This window comes from Paenarthrobacter sp. AMU7, assembly GCF_041200195.1.
Taxonomy (GTDB): domain Bacteria; phylum Actinomycetota; class Actinomycetes; order Actinomycetales; family Micrococcaceae; genus Arthrobacter.
Genome location: NZ_CP165735.1, coordinates 4,476,488 through 4,501,765 on the forward strand (window position 1 = coordinate 4,476,488; position 25,278 = coordinate 4,501,765).

General features: G+C 63.8%; 28 protein-coding genes and 1 pseudogene. 13 read left to right on the plus strand and 16 right to left on the minus strand.

What is annotated here, in order from left to right:
• Positions 1–126 precede the first annotated feature (126 nt).
• The 6 genes from ABQM86_RS20615 to ABQM86_RS20640 are packed head-to-tail and all read left to right on the plus strand — an operon-like array spanning position 127 to position 5,977.
• Positions 127–1,479 (plus strand): MFS transporter, encoded by a 1,353-nt coding sequence (locus tag ABQM86_RS20615; protein WP_280624671.1) that lies wholly within the window; start codon positions 127–129, stop codon positions 1,477–1,479.
• Positions 1,479–2,498 carry a C-terminal binding protein gene (locus ABQM86_RS20620; protein WP_369745461.1) on the plus strand — a complete coding sequence of 340 codons (1,020 nt, stop codon included), beginning with the start codon at positions 1,479–1,481 and terminating at the stop codon, positions 2,496–2,498. Before ABQM86_RS20615 ends, ABQM86_RS20620 begins: the two co-directional genes overlap by 1 nt.
• Entirely contained in the window at positions 2,495–3,574 is a 1,080-nt protein-coding gene (locus ABQM86_RS20625) for a zinc-binding dehydrogenase (RefSeq protein ID WP_369745463.1), read from the plus strand. Before ABQM86_RS20620 ends, ABQM86_RS20625 begins: the two co-directional genes overlap by 4 nt.
• Positions 3,571–4,347: an SDR family oxidoreductase gene (locus ABQM86_RS20630; protein ID WP_369745464.1), complete on the plus strand. Its 777-nt coding sequence runs from the start codon at positions 3,571–3,573 to the stop codon at positions 4,345–4,347. The genes ABQM86_RS20625 and ABQM86_RS20630 overlap by 4 nt, the downstream gene beginning before the upstream one ends.
• Positions 4,344–5,027, plus strand: coding sequence for a bifunctional 4-hydroxy-2-oxoglutarate aldolase/2-dehydro-3-deoxy-phosphogluconate aldolase (locus ABQM86_RS20635; RefSeq protein ID WP_369745465.1), 684 nt, complete (start codon positions 4,344–4,346; stop codon positions 5,025–5,027). The genes ABQM86_RS20630 and ABQM86_RS20635 overlap by 4 nt, the downstream gene beginning before the upstream one ends.
• On the plus strand, positions 5,024–5,977 hold the full coding sequence (locus ABQM86_RS20640) for a sugar kinase (RefSeq protein WP_369745466.1): 954 nt from the start codon (positions 5,024–5,026) through the stop codon (positions 5,975–5,977). Before ABQM86_RS20635 ends, ABQM86_RS20640 begins: the two co-directional genes overlap by 4 nt.
• Positions 5,978–6,018: 41 nt before the next feature.
• On the opposite strand, the gene ABQM86_RS20645 is transcribed toward ABQM86_RS20640, so the two are convergent.
• Together ABQM86_RS20645 and ABQM86_RS20650 are read right to left on the minus strand one after the other, a co-directional pair.
• A complete protein-coding gene (locus ABQM86_RS20645; protein WP_280624685.1) occupies positions 6,019–6,789 on the minus strand; it encodes an IclR family transcriptional regulator in 771 nt (256 codons plus the stop codon).
• 34 nt (positions 6,790–6,823) lie between these two features.
• Positions 6,824–7,009, minus strand: coding sequence for a hypothetical protein (locus ABQM86_RS20650; RefSeq protein WP_369745467.1), 186 nt, complete (start codon positions 7,007–7,009; stop codon positions 6,824–6,826).
• A gap of 83 nt (positions 7,010–7,092) precedes the next feature.
• Between ABQM86_RS20650 and ABQM86_RS20655 the strand changes: the two genes are divergently transcribed.
• Together ABQM86_RS20655 and ABQM86_RS20660 are read left to right on the plus strand one after the other, a co-directional pair.
• Complete coding sequence (locus tag ABQM86_RS20655; protein WP_207595419.1) at positions 7,093–7,716, plus strand: hypothetical protein; 624 nt, start codon at positions 7,093–7,095, stop codon at positions 7,714–7,716.
• 509 nt (positions 7,717–8,225) lie between these two features.
• Entirely contained in the window at positions 8,226–9,950 is a 1,725-nt protein-coding gene (locus ABQM86_RS20660) for a DUF222 domain-containing protein (RefSeq protein WP_369745468.1), read from the plus strand.
• Positions 9,951–10,081: 131 nt separating this feature from the next.
• Here ABQM86_RS20660 and ABQM86_RS20665 read toward each other — a convergent pair whose 3' ends face one another.
• A complete protein-coding gene (locus ABQM86_RS20665; RefSeq protein WP_369745469.1) occupies positions 10,082–11,269 on the minus strand; it encodes a 4-hydroxybenzoate 3-monooxygenase in 1,188 nt (395 codons plus the stop codon).
• A 117-nt stretch (positions 11,270–11,386) separates the two neighbouring features.
• Positions 11,387–12,127, minus strand: a complete 741-nt coding sequence (locus ABQM86_RS20670) for an IclR family transcriptional regulator (RefSeq protein ID WP_207595421.1) — start codon at positions 12,125–12,127, stop codon at positions 11,387–11,389.
• 246 nt (positions 12,128–12,373) lie between these two features.
• On the opposite strand from ABQM86_RS20670, the gene ABQM86_RS20675 reads away from it, so the two are divergent.
• Entirely contained in the window at positions 12,374–13,657 is a 1,284-nt protein-coding gene (locus tag ABQM86_RS20675; protein ID WP_369745470.1) for an MFS transporter, read from the plus strand.
• A gap of 63 nt (positions 13,658–13,720) precedes the next feature.
• On the opposite strand, the gene ABQM86_RS20680 is transcribed toward ABQM86_RS20675, so the two are convergent.
• From ABQM86_RS20680 to ABQM86_RS20690, 3 genes are all read right to left on the minus strand, one after another.
• Positions 13,721–14,152 (minus strand): Hpt domain-containing protein, encoded by a 432-nt coding sequence (locus tag ABQM86_RS20680; protein WP_369745471.1) that lies wholly within the window; start codon positions 14,150–14,152, stop codon positions 13,721–13,723.
• Complete coding sequence (locus ABQM86_RS20685; protein WP_369745472.1) at positions 14,145–14,288, minus strand: hypothetical protein; 144 nt, start codon at positions 14,286–14,288, stop codon at positions 14,145–14,147. Before ABQM86_RS20685 ends, ABQM86_RS20680 begins: the two co-directional genes overlap by 8 nt.
• A gap of 313 nt (positions 14,289–14,601) precedes the next feature.
• Positions 14,602–15,210, minus strand: a complete 609-nt coding sequence (locus ABQM86_RS20690) for a TasA family protein (protein WP_242703438.1) — start codon at positions 15,208–15,210, stop codon at positions 14,602–14,604.
• 216 nt (positions 15,211–15,426) lie between these two features.
• Here ABQM86_RS20690 and ABQM86_RS20695 point away from each other — a divergent pair, with 216 nt between their 5' ends.
• Positions 15,427–16,182: a ZIP family metal transporter gene (locus ABQM86_RS20695; protein WP_207595425.1), complete on the plus strand. Its 756-nt coding sequence runs from the start codon at positions 15,427–15,429 to the stop codon at positions 16,180–16,182.
• A 19-nt stretch (positions 16,183–16,201) separates the two neighbouring features.
• On the opposite strand, the gene ABQM86_RS20700 is transcribed toward ABQM86_RS20695, so the two are convergent.
• Positions 16,202–17,449, minus strand: coding sequence for a hypothetical protein (locus tag ABQM86_RS20700; protein WP_369745473.1), 1,248 nt, complete (start codon positions 17,447–17,449; stop codon positions 16,202–16,204).
• Between the two features lie 314 nt (positions 17,450–17,763).
• Between ABQM86_RS20700 and ABQM86_RS20705 the strand changes: the two genes are divergently transcribed.
• From ABQM86_RS20705 to ABQM86_RS20715, 3 genes and pseudogenes are all read left to right on the plus strand, one after another.
• Positions 17,764–18,141 (plus strand): SHOCT domain-containing protein, encoded by a 378-nt coding sequence (locus ABQM86_RS20705; protein WP_280624705.1) that lies wholly within the window; start codon positions 17,764–17,766, stop codon positions 18,139–18,141.
• Positions 18,142–18,185: 44 nt separating this feature from the next.
• Complete coding sequence (locus ABQM86_RS20710; RefSeq protein ID WP_369745474.1) at positions 18,186–18,824, plus strand: AI-2E family transporter; 639 nt, start codon at positions 18,186–18,188, stop codon at positions 18,822–18,824.
• Positions 18,742–18,942: pseudogene (locus ABQM86_RS20715) on the plus strand (cardiolipin synthase A); the annotation flags it as partial. The gene ABQM86_RS20710 and the pseudogene ABQM86_RS20715, both read left to right, overlap by 83 nt.
• Positions 18,943–18,975: 33 nt before the next feature.
• On the opposite strand, the gene ABQM86_RS20720 reads toward ABQM86_RS20715, so the two are convergent.
• From ABQM86_RS20720 to ABQM86_RS20755, 8 genes are all read right to left on the minus strand, one after another.
• Positions 18,976–19,572 (minus strand): DedA family protein, encoded by a 597-nt coding sequence (locus tag ABQM86_RS20720; RefSeq protein WP_369745475.1) that lies wholly within the window; start codon positions 19,570–19,572, stop codon positions 18,976–18,978.
• A 352-nt stretch (positions 19,573–19,924) separates the two neighbouring features.
• On the minus strand, positions 19,925–20,185 hold the full coding sequence (locus ABQM86_RS20725; protein WP_207595429.1) for a GlsB/YeaQ/YmgE family stress response membrane protein: 261 nt from the start codon (positions 20,183–20,185) through the stop codon (positions 19,925–19,927).
• A gap of 72 nt (positions 20,186–20,257) precedes the next feature.
• Positions 20,258–21,181, minus strand: coding sequence for a serine/threonine-protein kinase (locus tag ABQM86_RS20730; protein ID WP_369745476.1), 924 nt, complete (start codon positions 21,179–21,181; stop codon positions 20,258–20,260).
• Positions 21,178–21,543 carry a hypothetical protein gene (locus tag ABQM86_RS20735; protein WP_337341253.1) on the minus strand — a complete coding sequence of 122 codons (366 nt, stop codon included), beginning with the start codon at positions 21,541–21,543 and terminating at the stop codon, positions 21,178–21,180. Before ABQM86_RS20735 ends, ABQM86_RS20730 begins: the two co-directional genes overlap by 4 nt.
• Positions 21,544–21,658: 115 nt before the next feature.
• Entirely contained in the window at positions 21,659–22,180 is a 522-nt protein-coding gene (locus ABQM86_RS20740; protein ID WP_369745477.1) for a MarR family winged helix-turn-helix transcriptional regulator, read from the minus strand.
• A gap of 65 nt (positions 22,181–22,245) precedes the next feature.
• Positions 22,246–23,310 carry an FUSC family protein gene (locus ABQM86_RS20745; protein WP_369745478.1) on the minus strand — a complete coding sequence of 355 codons (1,065 nt, stop codon included), beginning with the start codon at positions 23,308–23,310 and terminating at the stop codon, positions 22,246–22,248.
• A gap of 169 nt (positions 23,311–23,479) precedes the next feature.
• Positions 23,480–24,766 (minus strand): hypothetical protein, encoded by a 1,287-nt coding sequence (locus tag ABQM86_RS20750; protein WP_369745479.1) that lies wholly within the window; start codon positions 24,764–24,766, stop codon positions 23,480–23,482.
• Positions 24,763–25,278, minus strand: coding sequence for a hypothetical protein (locus ABQM86_RS20755; RefSeq protein WP_207595435.1), 516 nt, complete (start codon positions 25,276–25,278; stop codon positions 24,763–24,765). The genes ABQM86_RS20750 and ABQM86_RS20755 overlap by 4 nt, the downstream gene beginning before the upstream one ends.

A 25,278-nucleotide genomic window follows, 5' to 3' on the forward strand; every position in this document is an offset into this window, starting at 1 on the left:
TTTCTTCCAGCCCCAGGATGCATTACATTTATCTCCAGCGGTTTTCGGGATGCTATCCCTATAATCGGAATCTTATGTGAAACTCCTCATCCACGGCTACGAGCCACCACCCGCTTGGAGACAAGATTGACTGAGAACAGCGTTGTTCAGAATGCCGGCCGGCCAGGTACAGGCACCCCGTCCGAGGTGAAAAACGTCCGTCGGGCCGCTTGGGCCGGACTGATCGGCACTGCCCTGGAGCAGTACGACTTTGTGATCTATGGAACCGCCTCCGCGATCATCTTCAACACGATCTTCTTCCCCAACGTCGACCCTGCGATCGGCATCCTCGCCGCTTTCGGCGCCTACGCCGTCGGCTTCGGCGCCAGGCCCTTGGGCGGACTCTTCTTCTCCAAATACGGCGACCGCCTGGGCCGCAAATGGGTGCTGGTGGCCACCCTCTTCCTCATGGGCATCGCCACATTCGCCATTGGGCTCTTGCCTACCTACGAGCAAGCCGGACTCTTGGCGCCCGCGCTCCTGGTGGCCTGCCGATTCCTGCAAGGCTTCGGCGCCGGAGCTGAACAGGCCGGCGGCGTCGTCCTCATCGCGGAAACCGCGCCCAGGGGTCAGCGCGGCAAGTACTCCTCACTGGTGTTCGTCGGGGCGGCGGCGGGGACGGCACTTGGAGCGGTGGTATGGATCCTGGTGCAGATGATGCCCAAGGAAGCGCTGGAATCCTACGGATGGCGGCTGGTCTTCTTCTCGTCGATTTTCGTGACGATTGCCGCCTACATCATCCGCCGCAAGCTCAAGGAGTCCCCGGTGTTCCAGGAGCTCCAGGAAGAAGGCGGCATCGGCAAGCGGGACACCCCCGTGGCAGATGTCATCAAGAATGGCCGCCCCAACCTGTTCCGCGTGTTCTTCATGAACGTCGGCGCCAACGCCCATTCCTACCTCTTCCAGGTGTTCCTGGGCTCCTACCTCATCAGCCAGCTCAAGATCGACTCGACGTTCATTCCCAAGGTCCTGCTGGTTGGCGCCCTGTTCGCCTGCGTGTCCGCCTACGTGTTCGGAAACCTCTCGGACAGGTTCGGCCGGCGCTCCATGTACCTGGTGGTGACCACGTTCCTGTTCATCTTCCCCATCCCGGCCTTCCTGCTGATCAACACGGGCAACCTGTTCCTGATCTCCGTCGTCATTGTCCTGGGCTTCATTTTTGCCGCCCAGGGGTCCGTCGGGGTCCAGGCTGCGTATTTCCCCGAGCTCTTCGGCGCACGCTACCGCTACGCCGGCGTGGCACTCGGCCGCGAATTCTCCTCCGTTTTCGGCGGTGGCATCGCCCCGCTGATCTGCTCCGCGCTGGTCACGGCCTTCAGCGGATCCTGGATCCCGGTAGCCATCTACATGATGGCCATCATGGGCATCAGTTTGTTCACCACCATCAAATCCCCGGAGACGGTCGATCGTGACCTTCTCCTTGAAGAGGACGCCAAGTAATGTCAGAACCCATCACCCCCTCCGCCAACCCCATCAACCCCACCAAAATTGTCATCACCGATTGCGATCACGATTCCATCGATATCGAACGTGCTGTCGCTGAGGCTGCCGGCGTCGAGCTTGTGTTGGCTCAGTGCCGCACTGAAGAGGAAGTCGTCACTGCAGCGGCCGGGGCGGACGCGATCGTTGTCCAGTACGCGCCCATCACCGCCAAGGTTTTGGATGCTTTGCCGGGGTTGAAAGCAATTGGCCGTTACGGCGTCGGGGTTGACACGCTCGACGTCGAAGCCGCCACTGCGCGCGGCGTCGCCATCTGCAACGTCCCCGACTATGGCACCGAGGACGTCAGCGACCACGCGATTGCCTTGGCCGTCAGCCTGGCCCGCGGCATCACGCAGCTGGACCGCGGTGTACGCCGTGGCGATTATTCGCTGGGGCCGGTGCAACCGTTGCACCGGATCAGCGGGCGGGTGTTCGGGGTGGTGGGCCTGGGCTTGATCGGTGCGGCCACGGGCCGGAAAGCAAAGGGGCTGGGCTACGAGGTCATCGGTTCGGATCCGCTACTGACCCCCGGGTCTGTCACGGAGGACGGGATCACCGTAGTTGGCTTCGAGGACCTCATCGCCCGTGCTGACGTGATATCCCTGCATGTGCCGCTCAACCAGTACACGCATCACCTGATCAACAGCGAGGTACTGGGCAAGGTGAAGCCGGGGGCTGTGCTGGTCAATACCTGCCGCGGAGGCGTGGTGGACACGGATGCTGTGGCGGCGGCCCTGAAGGACGGGCGCCTTCACGCTGCGGGTTTGGATGTCTTCGAAGTGGAGCCCTTGCCCAGGACCAGCCCGCTGCTGGGAGTGGAGAACGCGGTCCTGACCCCGCACGCGGCCTGGTATTCCGCGGAGTCCTACGCGGAGCTCAAACGCCGCACGGTGGAGAACGTGGTGGAGGTCTGCGCCGGGCGAACACCCCGCAACATCCTCAACAGTGAAGTGCTGAACGGGAGCGTGCCGGCATGAGCGTCGAAACCATGGCAGGAACAACCACCTCGCAGACCATGCGCGCCGCGGTCTGGACGGGTCCGGACACCATTGAGTACCGGACCGTGCCGCTTCCCGAGGTACCGGAGGGCTGGGCCTTGGTCCGGTCTGAGCTCACCGGGATTTGCGGCACGGACTTCTCCATCCTGCACGGAAGCCACCCCCGGGCTGAAGCGCCCGTGGTGATGGGCCATGAAATCACCGGCATCGTGGAAATCGCTGCCGCGGGAGGCCCTGCGGCGGGCACCCGCGTGACGGTGGAGCCCTTGATCCATTGCGGGAAGTGCCATCCCTGCAGGGAGGGGGACACTCATGTTTGTCGCAGCCTGAAGCTGTACGGGATCGACGTCGCCGGGTCCTTGGCCGAGTACGTGGCTTTGCCGGCGGAGACCCTCATTCCCGTCAGCTCGGCTGTTCCGCTGCATGAAGCCGCACTGGCCGAGCCGCTGGCCGTGGCAGTACATGCCGTCTCCCGTTCCCGCCTCAAGGGCGGAGAGCGGGTGGTGGTGTTCGGCGCGGGTCCCATAGGCATCCTCACTGCCCTTGTTGCCCGGGCTGAAGGGGCCGGTAGCGTGCTGATTTCGGAGCCTTCCGAAGAGCGCCGTTTGGTGGCTGAGGAGCTTGGCTTCGACACTGTTGCTTCGGGTGCCGACCCGGTACACACGATCCTGGGGGCAACGGGCGGGGACGGCGCGGACATCGTGTTCGATTCGGCCGCCCACCCCTCCGTGGCGGCACTGCTGCCGAAGGCAGTTCGCGTCCTGGGCACCATCGTGCTGGTGGGTGTCTACAAGAAGCCCGTCGAGGTTGATTTGCAGGCCCTGACTTTTGCGGAAAACACGGTGGTGGGCGTCCGCGTCTACACGCGGGCCGACGTCGAACGGGCAGTCAAGCTCATCGAGGGCGGCGAGCTTGGGCTGGGACGGATCCCTGTGGAGGTCTTCCCACTCGAAGAAACCCGGGCCGCATTCACCAAGGCCATGACCGCTGGAGCGGTCCTCAAAGTATTCGTTGGGCCGGCTACGGCAGCCGTCCCCGGCAAGGGAGAAGCATGACAGACACAGCAGCGGCGCCGCGCGCGCCTTTTGACCTGACAGGGTCGACGGCGGCCATCACCGGAGCTTCCCGCGGCATCGGCCTGGGGATCGCCCTGGGCCTGATCCGGGCGGGCGCGAACCTTGTTGCGCTGCAACGTGGTCCACTCGCTCCGGAACTGGCCCTGGCCGCGGCGGAGGCAGGCGTTACTGCCGAAGCAACGGCCATCGACCTCTCCAGCCAGGACTCGGTGGCGCACGCGATCGAAACGACGCTGGCGAAGCACCGGATCGACATCCTGGTCAACAACGCCGGCACGCAGATCCGCCATGACTCCGTGGAGTTCCCGTTGGAGGACTTCGATGCGGTCATGAACATCAACACCCGGGCAGTGTTCCAGCTCTGCCAGGGCTTCGGTAAGGCCATGGTGGAGCGCGGAAACGGCAAAATCATCAATTTGGCATCCCTGCTGACGTTCCAGGGCGGATTGCGGGTTCCGGCCTACGCGGCGTCCAAGGGTGCAGTGGCCCAGCTGACCAAGGCGCTGTGCAATGAGTGGGCCCCACGAGGCGTCAACGTCAACGCCGTGGCCCCGGGGTACATAGCCACGGACATGAACCAGGCATTACTGGCCGACTCCGTCCGGCATGAGCAGATCTCCAGCCGGATCCCGGCCGCCCGATGGGGATCAGGCAACGACCTCGCCGGCGCGGTGGTGTTCCTGGCTTCCCCGGCCGCAGATTACGTGCACGGCGTTGTTCTTCCGGTCGACGGCGGGTGGCTGGCCCGATGAGCACCATCCAACCAGCGGGCAAACCGCACCGGCCGGCTCCTTCCGCGATCCTGACAGCCAATCCCGTGGTGGCCGTCATGCGGGCACACCACGCCCGCGAGTACGCCCCCGTGATCGAAGCCCTGGTGCGCGGAGGCGTCCGTTCCATCGAGTTGACCCTCAGCACCCAAGGGGTCTTCGAGGAACTGCCTCGACTCAAGGAACGCTTCGGCCCGGACGCTGAGATCGGCGTCGGAACCATCACCACCGTCGACCAAGCCCTGCAGGCCCTCGACGGCGGAGCGGACTATCTGGTCACCCCGGCGATGGTTACCGCAGTGGTGAGTGCCGCCGTCGAGCGTGACATCCCGGTGTTTCCGGGCGGGCTGACGCCCACCGAACTGCTGGCCGGCTGGAACGCCGGCGCCACAGCGGTGAAGCTCTTCCCCGCCTCGGCCGTGGGCATTGGGTACGTCGACCAACTCCGCGGGCCGTTTCCGGAGATGCGGATTGTGCCCTCCGGAGGCATCGGGATCGACGACGCACCGGCGTGGATTGCGGCCGGCGCCCTGGCCGTCAGCCTCGGCGGGCCTCTGCTGCGCGATGCTTTCTCAGGCGGAAGCCTGACGGAGCTGACCGCGCGGGCGTCGAAGCTCAGCCACCTTGTAGCCGACGCCGTGGAAGCGCGGGCAGCCAAGTGACTACCTACACCGACGTAGTGACCATGGGCGAAACCATGGCGCTCATGAAAGCCGAGACACCCGGGCCCTTGGCCCATGCCGGCTCGCTGGGGCTGGGCATGGGCGGGGCCGAGACCAACGTCGCCATCGCATTGAAGCGCCTGGGCACCAGCGTGACCTGGCTCGGACGCGTGGGGCAGGACAGCCTCGGCGATTTGGTGCTCCGCGAGGTGTCTGCCGAAGGAGTCGCAACCATGGGGATTCGTGATCCTGGGGCACCCACAGGCCTGATGATCAAGGAACGCCGCACCTTGGAACACCTCAAGGTCTGGTACTACCGTTCAGGCAGTGCCGGCTCGAGATTGGCTCCGGAGGACATCCCGACGGACACCATCCGGAATGCGAAGCTCCTGCACCTGACCGGAATCACGCCCGCCCTTTCCAAATCAGCGTGTGAAGCCGCGCTGTACGCGGTGTCCGTGGCGCGCGAAGCCGGGGTGACCGTCTCCTTCGACCTGAACTACCGCGCTGCGCTGTGGACAGAGGGCCAGGCCGGGCCGGTCTTCCGCACGTTCATTGAACTGGCAGACCTTGTTTTCGCCGGCGACGACGAAGCCGCAATCGCAGTGGGCCGCGGCCCGGACTCCCTCGAACTCGCACGCAAGATCGCAGCAATGGGACCACAGCAGGTAGTCATCAAGAACGGCCCGCTCGGTTGCGTCGGTGTGATCGACGGCGCCGAATACCGTCAAGACGCAGTACGCATCAACGCCGTGGACACCGTCGGTGCAGGAGACGCATTTGTGGCCGGATACATCTCCGACCTCCTTGCCGGAGCCTCCGTGGAAGACCGGCTACGCACCGCGGTGCGGACAGGCGCCTTCGCTTGCCTGGTGCCCGGCGACTGGGAAGGCATGCCACGGCGCCATGAGCTTGGTTTGCTGGACGCTTCAGAACCCGTGACCCGGTAGCAGGGATCGGGTCCGGCCCTTCCCTGCGCGGCTCAACATCACTAGATCCAGGCCCTTTCGAACCCCGGCGGCAGGCAACTTGTGAGCTCCGGCTGGAACTTCTGCAGCAACGTAACGAGGGATTGGATACGCTCGGGATTCATGTGGACACTTGGGGCCGAGACTGAGACCGCGGCAGCCATGGCCCCGCTCAAGTCAGGTATCCCGATGGCAAGGCATGTGATTCCGAGTTCGTTCTCTTGGTCATCCATGGCATAGCCGTTGTGCTTGGCCTCATGCAGCGCGGCCAGGAATTCTTCGGCCGTCCTGATGGAGAGCGGCGTTGGCGTGATGGTGTGGTTAAAGGCTTTGATCGCCTCGGCGTCGCTCTTCTCGGCCAGCAGCACTTTGCCCAGCGCCGTAGTCTGGGCCTTCCGGCGAACGCCCGGATAGGACGTCATCTCGAAGCCCCGGTGGCCACGGGCCTTGGCCAGGTAGACCACTTCATCGCCGGACAGTATCCCCAGATGGGTAGCATCCAGGGTGATGCGGGCAATATCGGAGAGGACTTGCTGCACGGCCCCCGGCAAGTCGATGCTGGTTTGTGCTTGCGTGCCCAACTCCAGGAGTTTCACGCCCAAGTGGTAGCTCCTGTCCTCCGACTGGCTTAGATACTTGGCTCCTACCAAGGAGGTCAGCATGCGGTGGGTGGCCGATCGGCTGAGTCCTGCGGCTTTGGTGATGTCCTCCAGCCGGTGAGAGCCGGCCGCTACGCAGTCGATCAGGCTGAGTCCGCGTTCGAGTGTCCGGGCTCCTGCGGTGGTGGCTTCCATGTCTCCGATTCTCCCACGGAACAGCCGTCCATCCCTATATGCGGGAAGCGTCAGGCGCGCGGGCAGCGTCAGGCGCGCGGGCAGCCTCAGGCGCGAGGGCAGCGTCTGGCGCGCGGGCGGCGCTCAACGGCGAGCTGCCGCCGTCGTACGCTTGTGTACTGCCCGCCGCAGTCCTTGGCGGGCCGGCGGTGGTCTGCCCTTGCCACTGCTGTAACAGCATTTTAGTAAGCATCCTTGCTTTCTAGCTGAAGATGGTGTTTTGCTTGGTTTACCAAAGTTCAGGCAACCGGATCAGGAGCTGACATGGTTGATGGATATGACTCGGGATCAAGCACTCCCAAAGCCCGCAGGGACGAGGTCGTCCGGGCGGAAAAGGACCGTTTTGGCGGCATCAAATGGGGCTCGGCCTTCTTTGGCTGGCTAACGGCCGTCGGGATGACCGTCCTTCTCACCGCCTTGGCTACGGCCATCGGGGTGGGCGTAGGAGCGGCGAACCCGTCAGGCGCCGGTCAGGCAGCAGATCAGGCCCGGCAGAACGCAGAAACCCTGGGGATTGTCGGTGGAATCGTGCTGGCAGTCGTCCTATTCCTGGCCTACTACTGTGGCGGCTACGTCGCCGGCCGGATGGCCCGCTTCGATGGTGCGAAGCAAGGGCTCGCTGTGTGGTTGTGGGGCATCATTGTCGCCATTCTCGTGGCGATCCTCGCGGCAGTAGCAGGTAACCAGTTCAACATCCTCGACGACCTCAACGGCGCACCCCAGATTCCCCTCGACGGAAGCCTGATGACTGCCAGCGGGATCATCGGGCTCGTCATCGCCTTGATCGTCCCGCTTCTGGGCGCCATCGTCGGCGGAAAGGCCGGCATGCGTTTCCACCGAAAGGTGGACCAAGCAGGCATCGACCACCAAACCGGAGTCGCCGGATAAGAGCCTTCTAGACGGTGGCCTGCAGGTATTGCAGGAGCCTCCGACGGTAGTTTTCCACATAGCGCAGATGAGGGCTTATAGCGGTCAAGCCATCGTGACAGGCTTGATTTATGGATGGCATAGGGCAGATCGTGGCGCGGCGGGCAGGTTCGTCCGGCGCCCCTCAAATGTCATCATTCTCTCTGGACTCGATTACCGAACCCGCTGTCCGCAAGTGCCCGACGCCAGCAGCCGGCGATGCTGTTACCGACCGGAATTCCGGGCTGCTTCCTCGACCCGATTCGTTGCCCACTCCCGGTGAACCTCTGCCTGAGGCATTGCTGGAGACGGCGGTGTCCGCGGGCTCGCGCGAATACCGGGGATCTGCGCCCCCAAAGGTGCCTGAGGCGTGGCCCAAACCCGGGGCATCCGCGCCAGTGGCGCCACGAAGGGCGGCGCTGTCCGCGGGCTCGAAATCCGCGCCAGGGGAAAGGCGGGGCCCGTTGTCCGCCGAGCCGTCATTACCTGACGTGCCCACATTGGAAGCGGCGCTATTTGAGGGTGCCGCCGCAGCCGACGCGTTGCGATCGATAGCCGCCGGTGAGGCGCGGTTGTTTGGGTTTGTGGAGGCAGCGGATTTTGCCGGCAAGGTCGAGGAGATCGCCCGGTCGGTGGAGTACTTGCAGGTTGTCGCGGCGCAGGCTGTGGAACGGACACGGACCGAAGCTCTACAGGCCGGTCCGGGGTCCTCGGCGGCAGCACCGCAATGGCGGACCGGCTGGACGGAACCGGAGCCAGGCACCGGCACCGCGGCAGCTTCGCAGAGCGCGGCTTCCCAGAGCGGAGCTTCCCTCGGTAGGACGGGAACCGCCACCGCTGCGGCGGCCGATGGTGAAACAGGATCAGCACGTTGGGCATCGGAGGCCAAGGCCAGTGTTCTGGATGACGGGTACCGGAACGCGGCCCAGTTCCTGCGCGCACGGTTGCGGATCGGCATCGGAGAAGCCAAGCGCCGGCTCGCCCTCGCACCCGACGTCCTCCCCCAAACCGGGATCACCGGGCAGGACATCCCGGCCCGCCACGAAATACTCGCGCAAGCGGTTGGTTCCGCACTGGTGCCTTCCCGTTCGGCCTCGATCATCAGCACCGCTCTGGACAAAGTCCGGAACCTCACCGACGAGGACACCCTCACCCGGATGGAACACGCCCTCACCACCACCGCGGTTGAGACCGACCCGGACTTCGTCACCACAATGGCCAAACGCTGGATCGACGTCATCGACCACGACGGCCCCGAACCCACCGAAGAAATCCTCCGCCAACTCCAAGGCGTGTTCCTCCGCCGCCGACGCCGCCACGGCCTCCACCACCTCGAAATCTTCGCCACCGACGAACAATACGAAATCCTCACCACCGCCATGAACGTCGCCACCAACCCCCGCCTCACCACCCCCGGCACAGGCACCACGGAGAACACCGAAACCGGGGACACCCCACACAACAACCCACACAACAACCCAGACAACGGCACAGGCACCGGTACCGGTCCGGACCTGGACCGGCGCAGCCGCCCACAGAAACTCCTCAACGGCCTCACCAGCGCCTGCAGCCTCGCCATGCGCACCGAAAAACTACCCGCCAACGGCGGCCTCCCACCCCAACTCACCGTCACCATCGGATACCAAGAACTCCTCGAACAAGTCCACAACCACCACCACAACCCCGGCACCGGCACCGGCACAGTGGCTGGGATAGGGACAGGGACCGGGAGAGGGACAGGGGCCGGGACAGCACCAGTAACTGGGATAGGGACAGGGGCCGGGGTAGGGACAGGTACCGCGACCTTCACCGGCCCGATGCACCCGAACACCATCCGCAAAATCGCCTGCGACGCCGACATCCTCCCCGTCCTGCTCGGCAGCGACTCCCGCGTCCTGGACATCGGCCGCACCACCCGGATCTTCCCACCCCACATCCGCAAAGCCATCACCGCCCGCGACCAAGGATGCGCCTTCCCCGACTGCACCATGCCCGCACCCTGGTGCGAAGCCCACCACACCACCTACTGGTCCCACGGCGGCACCACCTCAACAGACAACGGCACCCTGCTCTGCAGCCACCACCACCACCTCATCCACAAAGAACAATGGCGCATCGACATCAAAACCGGCATCCCCTGGTTCATCCCCCCACCCCACATCGACCCACACCAAACACCCCGACGCAACCACCACCACACCCCCCACAGAACATAGGAGGCCCGGGTTCAACTGGGGGGGAAGAGACCAAGGGCCCGATCTTGCTCCGGGGGCGGCGACCCATCGCCATCAGGAGATGAGCCACCGTCAAGCGCTTCCTGAACGGTTCGCCCGGCAAATCCGCGGGCTTAGTGCGAGGCGGGCCAGCCTGTGTAAGACTCTGCGAGGTATGCCTTAGCGTGCTCGGAAGTCACCACCGAGTGCAGTTCACCGAGTTGTCGGGCGCGGTCGAAGTCGTCGGCACCCGGCACCGTGTGCAGCATGGAGGTCATCCAGTATGAGAAGTGCTGGGCCTTCCATACGCGGTCCAAAGCACGGTTGCTGTACGAATCCAACAGCGCCGTGGATCCCTTGGAGTAGAAGGAGTCGAGGCCCTCAAAGAGCATTTTGACGTCATGGATAGCCAGGTTGAGGCCCTTGGCTCCCGTGGGTGGAACAGTGTGCGCCGCATCGCCGGCCAGGAAGAGGTTGCCGTAGCGCATGGGGGTGTGGACGAAGCTGCGGAATGGCAGGACCATTTTCTCCAGCACGGGCCCTTCCTTGAGCTCAAACCCGTTGCCGTTGACGCGCTTGCGGAATTCGTTCCAGATGCGTTCGTCATCCCAGTCGGCCACGTTTTCCTTGGGATCGCACTGGAAGTACATACGCTGCACAGTTTCGGTGCGCTGGCTGATCAGGGCGAATCCGTTCTCGGAGTTGGCGTAGATCAGTTCGTCGGCGCTGCGCGGAGCTTCGGCGAGGATCCCGAACCATGCGAAAGGGTACTCGTGGAAGTACCACTTTCGGTCGGCCTCGGGGATCTGGAAGCGGCAGTGGCTGCGGGATCCGTCAGCTCCCACCAGGAAGTCGGCCTGGATTTCGAATTCATGGCCGTCGGCGTCCGTGAACCACACCTTTGGCTTGCCTTCGAGGTCGTGAACCGTGGTGTCCGTGACGCTGTACCGGACGTCGCCGCCGTCGGCCTCCCGCTTCGCTGCGAGGTCCATGAAAACGTCAGTTTGCGGGTACAGCCAGACCGATTCGCCGACGAGTTCCTTAAAGTTGATCCGGTGGCTCTCGCCATTGAACCGCAACTCGATGCCGTCGTGCCGGTCGCCTTCGCGAAGCACTCGGTCGGAGACGCCGGAATCCACCAACAAGTTCACAGTGCCGTGCTCAAGAATTCCGGCGCGAACCGTCTCCTGGATGTCCTTGCGGCTGCGGATCTCCACCACTACGGACTCGATGCCCTGTTTGGCCAGCAAATGGGAGAGCATGAGGCCTGCGGGGCCTGCGCCCATAATGGCCACTTGGGTGCTGATGGGTGTGCGTACCATGGTTGTTCCTCGCTTCGTTGCGGATCCCGGCTTGCTCTGAAGCGGGATGAATCTGGAATCAGTGTGGCCCGCGACGGGTGATTGGCGTTACAACAATTCCGTTGAACGGAAGCTCCATCAATCACCCAGTTGGCGTCCGATGCCGCGGGCTGCCGTTTGGAGCGCGGGTACCAGTGCCTGCAGCCTCATCTCAGCCAGCGGGACCACGACACCCAGTGCCGCCACGGTCCGACGCTTGCCGTTCATCACAGGAACGGCAATGCCCCACGTGTCAGGATCCACAACACCCGCGAGCTGCGCGTATCCTTGCTGGGCCGTTTCGGCCAGGAAATGACGCACGACGTCGGCAGTCACCTTCCCGGATGGATCCTCGAATTGTTCGAGGTACTCCGCCTGCAGTTCCCGTGATTGGTGGGACATCAGGGCCAGCCCTGCCGAGGAGATATGGACAGGCATCCTTCCGGCGATCCTGGCCCGGTTGGCCACTGATCCCCTCCGCGAAAGCCGCTCCACGAAGAGCGCCTCCCACCCTTCCAGCACGGCAAGGTTCACGTTCTGGTTCAGGACCTGCTGGATATCCTCCATGAAGGGCATGGCAGCTTGCCGGAGGGCCAAGGTCGGCGAATTGCGGTTGACGAGTTCCCACAGACGCAGGCCCAGGCGCACCGTCCCGCCGGCACCAAGATCCAGCAACCCGTGCTCCGAGAGTTGGCGGACCAATCGATGCGCCGAGGATAGCGGGAGCCCGGCCCGGTCAGCCAACTCGGTCAATTGCAGCGACGTTACCCCCTCAGGAAAGGCTTCTATCACCCGCACCACGCGGTCAACCACGGAATCTCCGGATGCTGAGTTGGCCACGATGCGCTCCTTTGATTGCTGGTCGGTTGCTTGCTAGTCGGTTGCTTGCTGGTCGGTTGCTTGCTGGTCAGGGGGCCTGCTTTGTGGAGAGTGGGTGACATCCATGCCGGCAGACGCCTTCCATTCAATGGTAGAACGTGTGCCACACAACATCAGACGGTGATACAACTCTCATGACCGACCGAACGTTCTTTGGCTCAGGAATCGATCAGCCAGGACCAACAACAACGAAGTACCGAGGACGCTATGCCAACGATGTCATCTGCCCGCCGCTCCCAATGGCCCGTTTGGCTATGCTGGCTGGCCATGGTTCTGGACGGCTTCGACCTCGTGGTTCTCGGAACTGTCATCCCCACACTCATCAAGACCGGTGAACTGGGCTTCGACGCGGTCGGAGCCACCTTCGCGGCCACCATCTCCTTGGTTGGCGTTGGTCTCGGGGCGCTGTTCATCGCGCCGCTATCGGACAAGTTTGGCCGTAGGAAACTCCTGATCGCCTGCGTGGCAGGATTCTCGCTGTTCACCATCGGCGTTGCCTTCGCCCCGAACGTTGCGGTCTTCTCACTGCTCCGCCTGCTGGCCGGTCTAGGGTTGGGCGCCTGCCTTCCGGCGGCATTGGCATACATGAACGACTACGCACCAGCAGGATCGGCCGGAAAGTCCACCACCCGGACCATGACCGGGTACCACGTGGGCGCCGTATCCACGGCTCTGTTGGCCATTTTCATTGTTCCCGACTGGCGGCTCATGTTCATCATCGGTGGCGTGGCTGGGCTGGTACTGCTGCCATTCCTGTGGGCCAAGTTGCCCGAATCCCTCCCGGAAGCAACTCCGGCCAACGAGGGCGAGTCCAAGGCGGCCGGATCCGCACAGGCGGCGGCCGCCGTCGAACATTCCGCCGGTACCAAACCAAAGACCGGCTTCCGCGACCTCCTGCAGAAGCCCTATCCTCTGGTGGCGGTTGGTATTGGCATTGCATCCTTCATGGGGCTGCTGCTGGTCTACGGGCTGAATACGTGGCTGCCGCAACTGATGGCTGCCGCCGGATATCCCGTGAGCACCGGGCTGACGCTGTTGCTGGTCCTGAATGTGGGCGCCGTGGCGGGGCTGTTCGTCGCCGGAATCCTTGCCGATAAGCATGGGACCAAGAAGATCGTGCTGCTGTGGTTCGGGTTGTCGGCGGTGCTGCTTGCCATCCTCAGCGTCAAGATCCAGAACGAATTCCTGCTCAACGCGGCCGTTTTCGTGACGGGAGTCTTTGTCTTCAGCTCCCAGGTGCTGGTGTATGCCTGGGGCAGCCAGCTCTTCCCGGCCAGGCTCCGCGGAACTGCACTGGGCTTCGCTGCGGGGGTCGGCAGGTTGGGCGCGATCGTTGGTCCTGCGGTGACCGGAACCCTGGTGGCCGCGAATATCGCCTACCCTGCAGGCTTCTACGTCTTTGCAGGTGCCGGTGTCCTGGCCGTTGCCGCGTTGTTCCTGGTGCCGCATGAGGTCAAAGCCGCCGACACCTCCGTGCCGACCCACCACTAACTCCTTTTCACCACCGGGGACTCACCACCGGGGACCAACCACCGGGCGCTCACCGCCCGGGATTCATTGCCCTTGGCCCTGCCGCAGTGACCCTTGCGCTTTCACGAGCAGCTGCGGACCCTCCGCGAAGCAGCGGTCCGTGGAGTTCTGCAGCGCGGGGAGTGCCAGGACCGCGGAATCGAAATGGTCGCCCCGGATCATGATTTCAAGGGCCCGGCACTGGTTTTCCGTTTCCAAGGCCCCCACCATGGCGGAGGAAATCTTGAGGCTCAAGACCGCGTCCATACTGGCATCGGCATCGCGCAGGCAAAGGCCCGTGGAGATTCTGAGGATCCTGCCCGGCAGCATGGACAGGTATGTGGAGAGGAAGCTGATGGCCGGCGCAGAGTCGTCCAACTCCTCAGCCAGTGCCTGTAGCGTGCACGCGTCCAGGACAGATTCCGATGGTGTCGGGTGTGGTTCAGCGTGACTCATCACTGCCCGCCAGTCACTCACCAGGTGCTGCTTGGGGCTCTGTGGCGCCAGTGGTGATGATCTGGGTTTTTACCCGCTGGTCTTCGACCGGGATGTGGCAGGTAGTGACGTCGGCTGCCTTGATGCCCGTGCTGGGGGTGCTGTTGAGGGTGCTCATTGTCCTGGCGTTCCTTCCGGGTGTTGATCGGCTTCCGGGGCGAGCCTGAATCGGAGCCTGCGTGGCCCGGCTCCGGCTTCCTTCGGAAAGTCCTCAAGGCTGGCTCAGGACCAGGGTGTGATCAGGGGTCCGGCGTACTCATTAGTACAGCTGGCCCGGAAATATTGGCTGCCGGGAAAATACCGGCGGACCTGATCGGGCAGGGGGGCGCCCGACCAGGCCCGGCGGGGCTTGACGGTGTTTCTGTTGCGGCAATCGCAGCTGGCTGCCCGGTGTTACCGCGGGCTGCCTGTTGGGGGTCAGCGGGTGGGTGTTATTTGGTGGTTTCGGTGCGCTGGGTGCCGGTGAAGGAGAAGGCGATGGTGGAGGTGGCGCCTTGGAAGTCGTTGTTCGCGGTGGTGGGGAACGCGGTGGTGATTTTGAGGTTGTCGGTCTTGGCGGACGTCAGTGCGGTCAGGTTGGCCAGGGCCTTGTTGGCGGTGATGACCGGGGCGGAGGCCAGGACGGTGCTCTTGGTTCCGGTGCAGGTGTAGGGGGCTGCGGTGCCGGTCCAGGCCACGGAGCAGTTTTCGATGGTCAGCTGCAGACCGTTGGTCACGTCGGTGGTGAGCAGGGATCCGGTGGCCCCGGCGGAGGTGGTGAGGGTGACGTTGTTCAGGTCCGAGTTGCCGGTGTTGGCCAGGGTGACGAGCTTTTCGACCTTGTCTCCGGGCAGCAGTCCTGCGATGGGGACGTTGAGGGTGTTGGCCGGGCCGGGGGCGCCCAGGGCGATGGTGACCGTACCTGCGGTGACGGCCTGCGACGCGGAGGTCGATGAGGTGAACGCACCGTAGGTTCCCATGCCGGCGACAGCGGCTGCGGTGCCGACCAGTGCGACGGAAGCGAGGATTTTGCCGGAGGTGGTCTTGAGGCTGATGGCCATCTGAGTATGGTCCTTTCGGGAGGCCACCGCGGGTCCGGCCGGCCGTTTCTTCCAGCCTCTCTGGCTGACAAGAACTACTGTGCCGGGGCTGGATCAAGAACTAATCCTGCAAACCCGCAACAGTTCCTCAGGAAAACCTCAAGACTCACCACAGCCCCACCAACCCCATATGAAACACTCATGGGGCACGTGAAAGGCCAAGGAAAGGGCATAAGAATGCCGATGTGGTTGCAAGCCCTGATGTGGGGAACACTGGCAGGCGGAGCCCTGGTTCTCGGCGCGGGCATTGCCTGGCTGTGGAAAGTCCCGCCCAAGGTTGTTTCCACGGTGATGGCCTTCGGCGCTGGCGTCCTGATCTCAGCCCTTGCCTTCGAACTGGTGGACGAAGCCGTCCAAGGCGGCGGATTGATCCCCACCATCTTGGGCTTCCTCCTCGGTGCACTGATTTTTGTGGGCTCGAACGTTCTGTTGGCTCGCGCCGGCGCCAAACATCGGAAACGCTCCTCCGGACCCCAGCCGTCCGAAAAGGACAGCCCCGGCAGTGGAACGGCCATTGCCGTGGGCGCGCTGATTGACGGCATTCCCGAATCGGTGGTGCTCGGCGTCGGCCTCCTTGCCGGCGGGGCGGTGAGCCCCGCCATGCTGGCCGCCGTCTTTATCTCCAATGTTCCCGAGGGCCTGTCCAGCACAGCCGGCATGAAGAAGGCCGGGCGAAGCCCTGCCTACGTCTTTGGCACGTGGACCGGCATTGCTGTGTTCAGCGGACTCGCGGCGCTCATCGGCTACACCGCGTTGGAGAACGCCCCCGGGACTGTCATTGCGTTCATCACCGCGATCGCCGCCGGCGGAATCCTGGCCATGCTGGCGGACACCATGATTCCCGAGGCTTTCGAAGAGCACCATAACCTCACGGGGCTGACGGCCGCCGTCGGGTTCTTGAGTGCCTTCACGATCCATCACGTCGGCGGCTGACGGTGAAGGCCAAAAGAGGCTAGTGCGGCAGCAGCCCCAGCAACGGCAGGGCGACCGCCGTCGACACTGCCATGGCCGCCGTGTTGCCGATCACCGGGTGAAATCCGGCGGGCAGGCGAGCGGAAACCACACGGGCAAGGGGTGGTGCCAGGACTGCTCCCAGCACAGCGCCTCCCACCACCGCGGACCACGAGCCTCCGTAGGCCAGGACGGCGGCAGGAGCCACGGACACCACGGACGCATAGGTGGCCGCCCACCCACCGTCGCGGTACCAGCGCTGCCAGAGGACGACGCCGATTGCCGAGGTCAGCGCCTGGGCGAACAGTATTTGGGGCAACAGGTGGGTTCCGTACGACGGAAACGCCGGGTTGAGCACGAACGCCGCCGAGACGGCCAGAATCACGCCGATAGCTGCGAGCTCGTTGGCGAAGAAGTGCGTTTCAGTGAAGTCCTTGAGGACGCGGCGGGCAGCCCACGCGGCATCGTTGCGGAAGGTGCCGTGAACGCCCGACGGCGGCCGGCACGGTTCCGGCGGTCGCCCCGGCTTGTGCAGTGCCAGCCACGGCAACCGTCTGGCGACCATGAACGCCAGCACAGAACCAACGGACATCGCGAGGACGTTTGCCACCACCACGGGCAGGCCGAGCGGCGTCGAAAGGGCCGGAATGAACAGCAAAGCCAGGGGCGTTGTGGTGGCTGCTCCCAGAACGGCGCCGGTGACACAGGTCTTCCAGCCGGCCCCGTAGAGAAGGACCATGGCGGGAGCGACGCAAACAAAAGGCACGAACGTGGGCTGCCACCCGTCGTCGAGCATCCACCCGAAAGCCAGGTTGGATAGGAGCAAGCTCAGCGACGCCGACGCCAGCACCCACGGCCAGAGGCCGGTTCCGTAGGTGAGCGATCCCACCCAACTCTTCCCCCGCCGTCCGGCCCACCATGCCAGCGCGGCCCCTGACAGCAGGCCAAGTGCGGCGAGGTCCGAAGCCCAGAACAGGGGCTCGGTCATGTCGCTGAGGAACCAGCGAAGGGCAGTCATCGGTGAGACGGCGGCGGCTTCCGACCAGCCCGTGTAAACCGGGCCAATCCGCGGAGACTGTCGAGCGAGTGTGTGCACGAGCAGCGCGAAGACCCCGACGACAGCCGCCATGCTGAAGGCCCCCAGTGCGACCGCTGCCGAATGGTGATGGGGCGCTTGCTCCGACCCTCGCGTGACCTTGGCTTTGGTTGGGAGGTCAACTGCCGGAGGAGTTGGTAAAGAGTGCGTCATTGGAACCCTAAAACGTGCGGTGGTGCGTGGCTTTGAGCAGCGTAACCGACCGTTTGACGCCAACTGCAACGGCCAGGTTATGGGGAATTTGTGACCGGAGCGGGCGCCCAGCCCAGCCGCCCGTCGTCGGGCCTCACAATCTCCGCTCACCCTTAGTGGGTGATCTTTCTGCCCAATCGCTGCCGATCCAGCGCAGACTGCCGCTGGCGGGTCCGGGCGAATCGAGAATGGTGTTGTGGTCCCGCCGGGGAACGGGTCCCTTGCCGGATGACGACGGCCCTGCCCCGGGCCGAACGAACGATGGGAAAGACACCATGAACTTTTTGGAATCGTTGTGGAGCATCATTGTCGCTTTCTTCTTCATTGCCTATTTGATCCTCCTCTTTCAGATCATTTCGGATCTTCTCCGCGATAAAGCCCTGGGCGGCGGTGTAAAAGCCCTCTGGATCCTGTGCCTGTTCGTGGCACCGTTTATCTCGGCCCTGATCTACGTCATCATGCGCGGGAAAGGTATGGCGCTTCGCAGCGAAATACGCGTCCGTGAGTCAGTGGAGGAAACAGAAAATTACATCCGGGAGGTTGCTGGAGCGCCGACGCCCACCCAACAAATCGAATCAGCCAAAGCACTGCTTGCCGCTGGCGACATTACCGAGGCGGAGTACGCCCGCCTGAAGGAGCTCGCGTTGGCGTGATTCGCGCGACGGCCCACCATCCATATACCGCCGAAAGGGACCGCATGACGCGATTGAAGGCATTTCCGCTGTTGGAAGCCGGGCCGTTCCGATTCGGCCTGATCACGGCATTGGGTGTCCTGGTTGCCTTGGCTTTGGGTTCGGCCGTCATCACGTTGCGGTACTCGCTGACGTTGATCTTCGCGGCCTTGTTCATCTCCTTGGGCCTGTATCCCTTGGTCCGTTGGCTTGAAAAGTGGAAGCTCTCACGTGGCGGCGCAGTGCTGGTGGTAGCGGTTGGCTTCCTGGTGCTCGTGGTTGTGCTGATCCGTTTCGTGGTCCCCATCCTGGTGGAGGAGGGCGCGGCGCTGGTCAGGGTGCTGCCGTCCAGTTTCGAGGCCGTGAGTGAACAAGAGTGGTTCCGGGACGTCAACGGTTCATTGGGCGGAGCACTGACTCCGTTGCTGGAATGGCTGGAAACCTCGGCGGCGGATCCCAATGTCTGGCTGGCCATTGGCGGCGGAGCGGTCCAGGTTGGCTACAACGTAGTGAACGGGACCTTCGCCGTGGTCTTCGTGGTGGTCTTGACCCTCTATTTCGTAGCCGGACACGAGGTCATGAAATCCAGATGTCCGCTCGTTCAGCCTCAACATGGAAGTCTCAGTGCTGGTCCATGGTCGATCCATCGTGGACCGGATGCGTGAGGTCGAAGACGGCTACCGCGCAGCAAGCACGGAGCTGCTGTTGGAGGACTGGCTGCGGCGACCGGTGGGCCAGGTGGCTCTGGACAATCTGGCCAGGCTGACGTCGTCGTTGCAGTAGCGCGGGTCTCTTCAGCAGCACGGGCGGGATAAGTCAGTCGTCCAACTGCAAATACCACGTCACCGCGGCGCTGATTCCCCGGCCCAGCAGCAGCGAGAAGGCAATGGCGATGACAACGGCGAACTCTGTGGAAAGCCCCGGCAAAAGCCCTGAAAGGGCGCCAATCCCCACAGAGTAGGCGGACCACAGGATGCCCGCTGCGACGGAATAGAGGACAAACCTGCCACGCGGCACCGGGGTGATGGCACTGGCTACGTTCATGGTCAACCGTCCCAGCGGGACAAACCGGGACGTCAGGACCCACGATGCGGCGTGCTTTGATAGACGCTCCCTGGAGGCATGCAGGGCCTTCTGCGTCCGGGGGCCCTGGAGGATCTTCCAGGTGGCCATGTCCCGGCGCCGGACCAATTCATACGCACCGAGGTCACCGGCAACCGCTCCGGCCAGCATCGCGACCACCAACAGGTATCCGTTGGGAAGGTTGTCGGTGGCGGACAGGGCCCCCAAAGCCACAAACAAGGACGTAGTGGGAATGGGTGGAAAGACTGCGGACAACGCCACGAACACGGCCCCGAGCGGGTAGACCCAGCCGGAATCCGCAGCGCTCATGATGTCCCTGAAAGCCTGCACGGTGAAACCCCCCTTCCGGGCTTCGCCCAAGCGTCTCACGGCGGACAACACAATCCTTACGCTCAGGGGCCGCCTCGCGGATCGCCTGTACTGGGTGAATCCTCGCAGTCCCACCCCTACACTGAAGGAACCTTGGCGGACCCTACGCCGGCTCCACCACTGCCGCGTTGTTCCTGGCCGAGTTCGTGGGCGACACCCCGTGGGCGCACTCATCGAGTTGGCCCTCGACTATTCAGCCACCTGACCGTACCCCTGAACTTCACCGCTGGACGCCGCACCGCAGACAGCTACGAGGCCCCGACGCAGCAGCGTCGGGGCCTCGTGGCGTTCAGGCGGTGTGGCTATCAGGCGGTTAGGCCTTCTTGCGGGTAAGCAGTCCCCAGATGATGAGGACCAGCAGTGCGCCGCCGATGGCGAGCAGCCATGTGGACAGCGACCAGAACTCATTGATGCCGACGTTGAAGAGCGCGCTGCCGATCCAACCGCCCAGAACTGCGCCGACGATACCGAGCAGCAGCGTAGCGATCCAGCCGCCGCCCTGCTTGCCAGGCTTAATGGCCTTGGCGATGGCTCCAGCAATCAAACCCAAAACGATCCAACCAATGATTCCCATTTTTCATCTCTCTTTCATAAGTAGGACCCAGTTCGGCATAAGGACGCATGCCGCTATCGACCTGATTGTTGGCTACCAGCTGAGCCGTCGGAGCATGCCGACGGTTTGGCTGGCAGACGGCCTGCCGGCAGGATCGGGGTCTGTCATGGCATGAAGCACCATGGACCAGCGCCGCCGAACCGTGCCGGGAATTCGGGGTTCCCCCAGAGTCCTTGCAACCATTGACTCGAGGGGAGGGCCTGGGAACGCTTTGGTTCCGGTCAGGCATTCAAGTGCCACCAAGCCCAGCGAGTAGATATCACTGGCCGACGTGGACGTGCCGCCGCACACCTCTTCGGGACTCAAGTAATGCGGTGTTCCCGACGACGATTTGGGCGCCGAATGGCGCCCGTCGATGGCTATCCCAAAGTCCGTCAACTTTGCGATCCCGGGACCGTCCGGGTCCGCGTGGAAATCCACCAGGATGTTGCCCGGCTTGATGTCGTTGTGGACGATCCCCCGGCGATGAAGATGCGTGAGTGCCCTGGCGATTCCGCTCATCCACGCCACCGTCTGCTCGGGCGAGGCCGGGTGCTCGTGGAGGATGGACCGGAGGTCGTTGCCGTCCATCAGATCCATCACCAGATAGTTGCGGCTTCGCTGGGAGTCCTCGTCCGCCGTCGTGCCCGAACCGAGCACCGCGACGATGTTCTGGTGGCGAAGCCTGCTATGGATGTCCACCTCGCGGCGGAAGGGCGAGTCCTTGGCGAGGTCCGTTGTGGAGGGATCCGTTGCCCGGAAGATCTTCACGGCCACGTGCTTTCCTGTGCGGAGGTCGAGGGCCTCATTGACGTAGGCTTCCGAGCCGCCGCCCAGCCGACCGCCGAGACGGTACCGTCCGCCGAGCACTGCTGCATTTGGCTGGGCTGCACTTGGTTGGACTGCACCTGGCTGCGCCATGCTTGAACACCCGGCCCCGCGATCAAGGCGGACGGCCGCAACGTCAAGCGTGGTCACGCCAGGAGTGTTTCGATCTCGGCGGCCGGAACGCCGGCCACCTCCGCAAGCGCCTGAGGGTTGACTCCGGCGTCAACGGCCTTCCTAAAGGCCAAGGCAAGAGTGTTCTGGGAGATAGCGAGCTCATGCTGGAGACTCTGGCGGCGAAGCGCAGCGATCCAGACCCCACTCACGGGATCAATGGCGTCGATGTCCATGCGGAAGCCGCACCCGCAGGCCCACTCCGGCCAGATGGGCTCTACCGAAACCCACTTCATGGCGTCATGGGATGGTCCGGCGGAGATGGCCATATGCGCCCCGCAATGCACTGGTCCCACGGGAATTACCTGGTCCGTAACAACGTGCACGTCATTCTCAGCCACTGGTGTGGAACTTGGTTCACGCAGCGCGACTGTCATCGTCTTCCCACACATTCACTAGTAAGTAGCTTGGCTATCTAGTTATATGTGTACTTATCAATTATGTCCAGCCGGGACGTCAGGGGGTTGCGACGCTGTCAATGGCTGCGCGCATGCGCCGGAGGAACTCCACCACCACGGCGGTGTCTTCTGCGCTCAGGGTTTCCGCGGCCTCCATCATCCGGGCATGCATGTCCCCCAAAGTGCCGCGAACCTCCTGGTCAGAACCCGGGGTCGGACGCAGAATGAGGGCCCGCCGATCGGTTGGATGCGGTTCCCGGCTCACGTAGCCGGACCTGACCAAGCGGTCCACCAGGGAGGTCATGGACGCCGACGTCACACCGAGACGGACGGCCAACTCCTTGGGTCCCACATCGCGCCCGGCCCGCTCGGCTTCAAGGAGGTAGCGCAAGGCTAGAAGATCGGTTTCGCCCATTCCCATGGAGGCGCGCGTTCGGCGGCGCATATCAGCCTCGGCGGAGCGATAGTCCCTGAGTGCATTCAGGACGTCCACTGCGCCCATCTGCTTACGGCTCTCCAGCCCGTACCAATAGCCCTGACGTTCACTTTTGTCGCTCATCACCAGTCCTTTGGTAGACATGTATCTCGCTTGTCTAACCAATCGATCCTAGGCGATAACTTGCCGCACCGCTGACGTCAACCCGCTCAGGCCCTGGACAATCCCCCGCGCACTCGCCGCCAGACCGCCGGGGCCACCACCACTGCGACGCCGACGGCGGCACCAATGACCGTCTCGATGATGCGGTCCCGGAGGAGCAAAGCAGGATCGACCGGCGCCGCCAACAACGTGGCAATCAACGCGAGCGGAGTCACGAAGACCTGTGCCACCAGGTACTGCCGGGCGATAAACATTTCCGCGCCGAACTGGCACGCCGCGATCACCAGGACCATGGCCCAGGGCGCCGGGTTGAGCCACAGGATGCCGGCCAGCAGCACCAGCCCGATCACCGTTCCTGCGATCCTTTGGATGCCGCGGCTCACGCGGTGGCGCGTCGAGTGGCCCACCAGCGGAACCACGGCCGCAACCATCGCCCAGTAGGTGTGCCCGAACCCGAGCCGCTCCCCCACCAGCGTCGCGATGGTCCCCGCAAGGCCCGCAGCAATCAGGTAACCGCCGCCTTCCAGCCAGATCGCCCGCCGCTCGGCCTCGGTGTGACGGATGGGAAGCGGACGTTTCCACGGTGTCCGGTGGCTCTTGACGACGCGGGACGACATGCCAATCAGGAGGCAAAAAACAGTGGTCAGAAGCGATACCAGCATCGCTTCCCACAGAGGCGGTTGGGCGGCGATGGACGCGATGGCAGCGAACGCAAAGATGTGAAAGAGCGAACCGCCCGGACGGAGCCGCCAGGCAGCCACCACCACGGAGCACACGCCGGCCACAATGGTGGTCGCAGCCGTCAGCAACCACGAATATGCGGCACCTTCCAGCCCCGGGCTCTGCGCAAAGCGGGCCATGAGAGTGGCAAGGAGAATGATGAAAAGCATGAAGCCGCCGGCGCGCAACTGGCTGCGGAAGCGGATGCTGTGGGGCTCGTTGCGGCCATAAATTCCGGTGAAGGCTCCGAACGAGGCAAACACTGCCAGGTCCAGGCGTCCGATCAGCGTCAGCGTGATCAGCGGAACAAACACACCTACGGCGCAGCGGAGGGCGGGATGGTGGTCCTTGTTTCCAGGACCCATCGTGAATATTTCCGCTACAGCCTTCAAGGGGGCGGCTCGCCTTTCGTCGCAAGGATCAAAACGTACGACGACGGCGCTGGCGTCCGTCTCAAGGTTACGCCCCGGCCGCTGGGCTACTCCGGGATTGTGGACAGATAGTGCCCCTCATCACGCGTGATAAGGGGCATTATCTGTCCAAGGGCTCCGGAGTGCTGCGTTAGAACCGCGAGGGGGTTCCCGGCACGGTGGTGACCACCAACGGGTTGCTGGCTATGTCGGTCAGTCCGGAGGCCGGGGTGTAGGTCGGCGTCGGGAGTGGAAGTGTCGCAGGAACTGTCTTGGTACCCGCGGTTCCCTCACCCAGCGTGATGGTGAGTGTTCGCGCCCCCGCTGCCGGATTCCACTGGAGGATTGATCCGGCGGCGTTGTTTCCGGCGAACGTCAAGGCTGTGGAGGTGTAGTCGCCGCCAAGGGCCACGCTACCGATCCTCAGCGTCTGGCAACCTGCACCCGTCACCGTGAGAACGCTGCCGGAACTGATGTTCACCACCACCTGGCTGCTTCCGTTGCCGGATTGCGTCTGGGTGCCGGTGCTGCTGTTGTTCCAGGCACTGCAGATGGTGTTGGCGTTCAAGGGCTCCGAGAAGGTCAGCGTTACCTTGTCGCCCTTATCCACGACTCCTGCGAGGCCGCCGTTGGTCAACTGGACGCCGGTCACCGTCGGCGATGAGACATCCTTGGTGGACGTGGCCGTTCCCGCGGCGCCGGTGTTGCCTGCCGCATCCGTAGCCCGGGCCGAGTAGTTGATGGTTCCGTCAGTGAAGACCCTGACATCAACCGGATTTGCTGTCCAACTGCCCGAACTGTTGGTGATGATCGTCTGGGTGATCGGAGCAGAGCCAGTGCCACTGACGGTCAGGACAACCGATGAATTGGCTTCGGCCGTGCCACTGACAGGCACATTGGCGGCGTTGCCCTGATGAATCGTCTGAAGTGCCGTGACGAGGGGTGCCAGAGGTGCAGTGGTGTCCGTGACGGGGGTCGTGGCCGTGCTTCGCACACTTTCAGTCCCCTGCCACAGCGAAAGCGTGGGAGTCACCGTGTAATACCAGGTTCCGGCGGGGACACTGGACTCAACGCAGCTCAGCCCTGCGACCGAAGTCCCGCAGGTTCCGGTGGCAGCGACCTTAGTGCCACCGGTCGCGGAACCATAGCGGGCGATACTGTAGCCGGTCACGGGCCGTCCTGCCGCCGTCGTGCTTGCAGTCCAGGTGACCGTCACGCTGGTTCCGGATACGGCTGTGGTGGGCTTGGCGCCTTGTGCTACGGCGTCGGCCTTGGCTGCCCCGAATCCGCTGCTGACCGAACCCCAGAAAGCGCTGGCAGCCGGCCCTCCCCAGGAAACCAGGAATATTCCGAGGACAATCACGACGATCCTGTTCCAGCGCCCGAGGGTGGCGGGCGAGGACGCCACCCTGCCTTTGGTCTGACGAAGCCGGCTCACTTCCGTACCTCCAGAATGACGGGAACATCGAATGCAGCGCCTTGGCAGGCGGACACCGACGCCGCACTCATGCTGGCCGCATTGCCAAGCGTGAGCTGGATGGAGGTGTTCGGCTGGATGGTTACTGCCGGCGCCAAGGGTGTCGGTGGAGGCGTGAAGGTCACCCCCGTCGTGGTGCAGCCGGGGTGGGCCGCATCAGCTGTCACAGGGCCGTTGGCCGCGAAACCGTAGATGGTCACGGGGTGGGCATTGGGGTTGGTGGCGCGGAGGATGACATCAGCAGTCCCACCGGGGACCAAACTGGTCTGCAGGGTATCGCCCGGGACGAGCGCGTCCACCGTGACGGCCTGCATGGTGCCATTCGTTGCTGAGCCGCTGCCGGTTCCGGTGGTAACCCAGTAGGCATAGGCGGAACCCGCACCACCGAGGATGCAGAGGGCCACGGTGGCAGCCGCAGTTCGCGCCAGGCGTCCCTTGCCGGGAATACGGGGAATTCGGACTGTCGTCTTCAT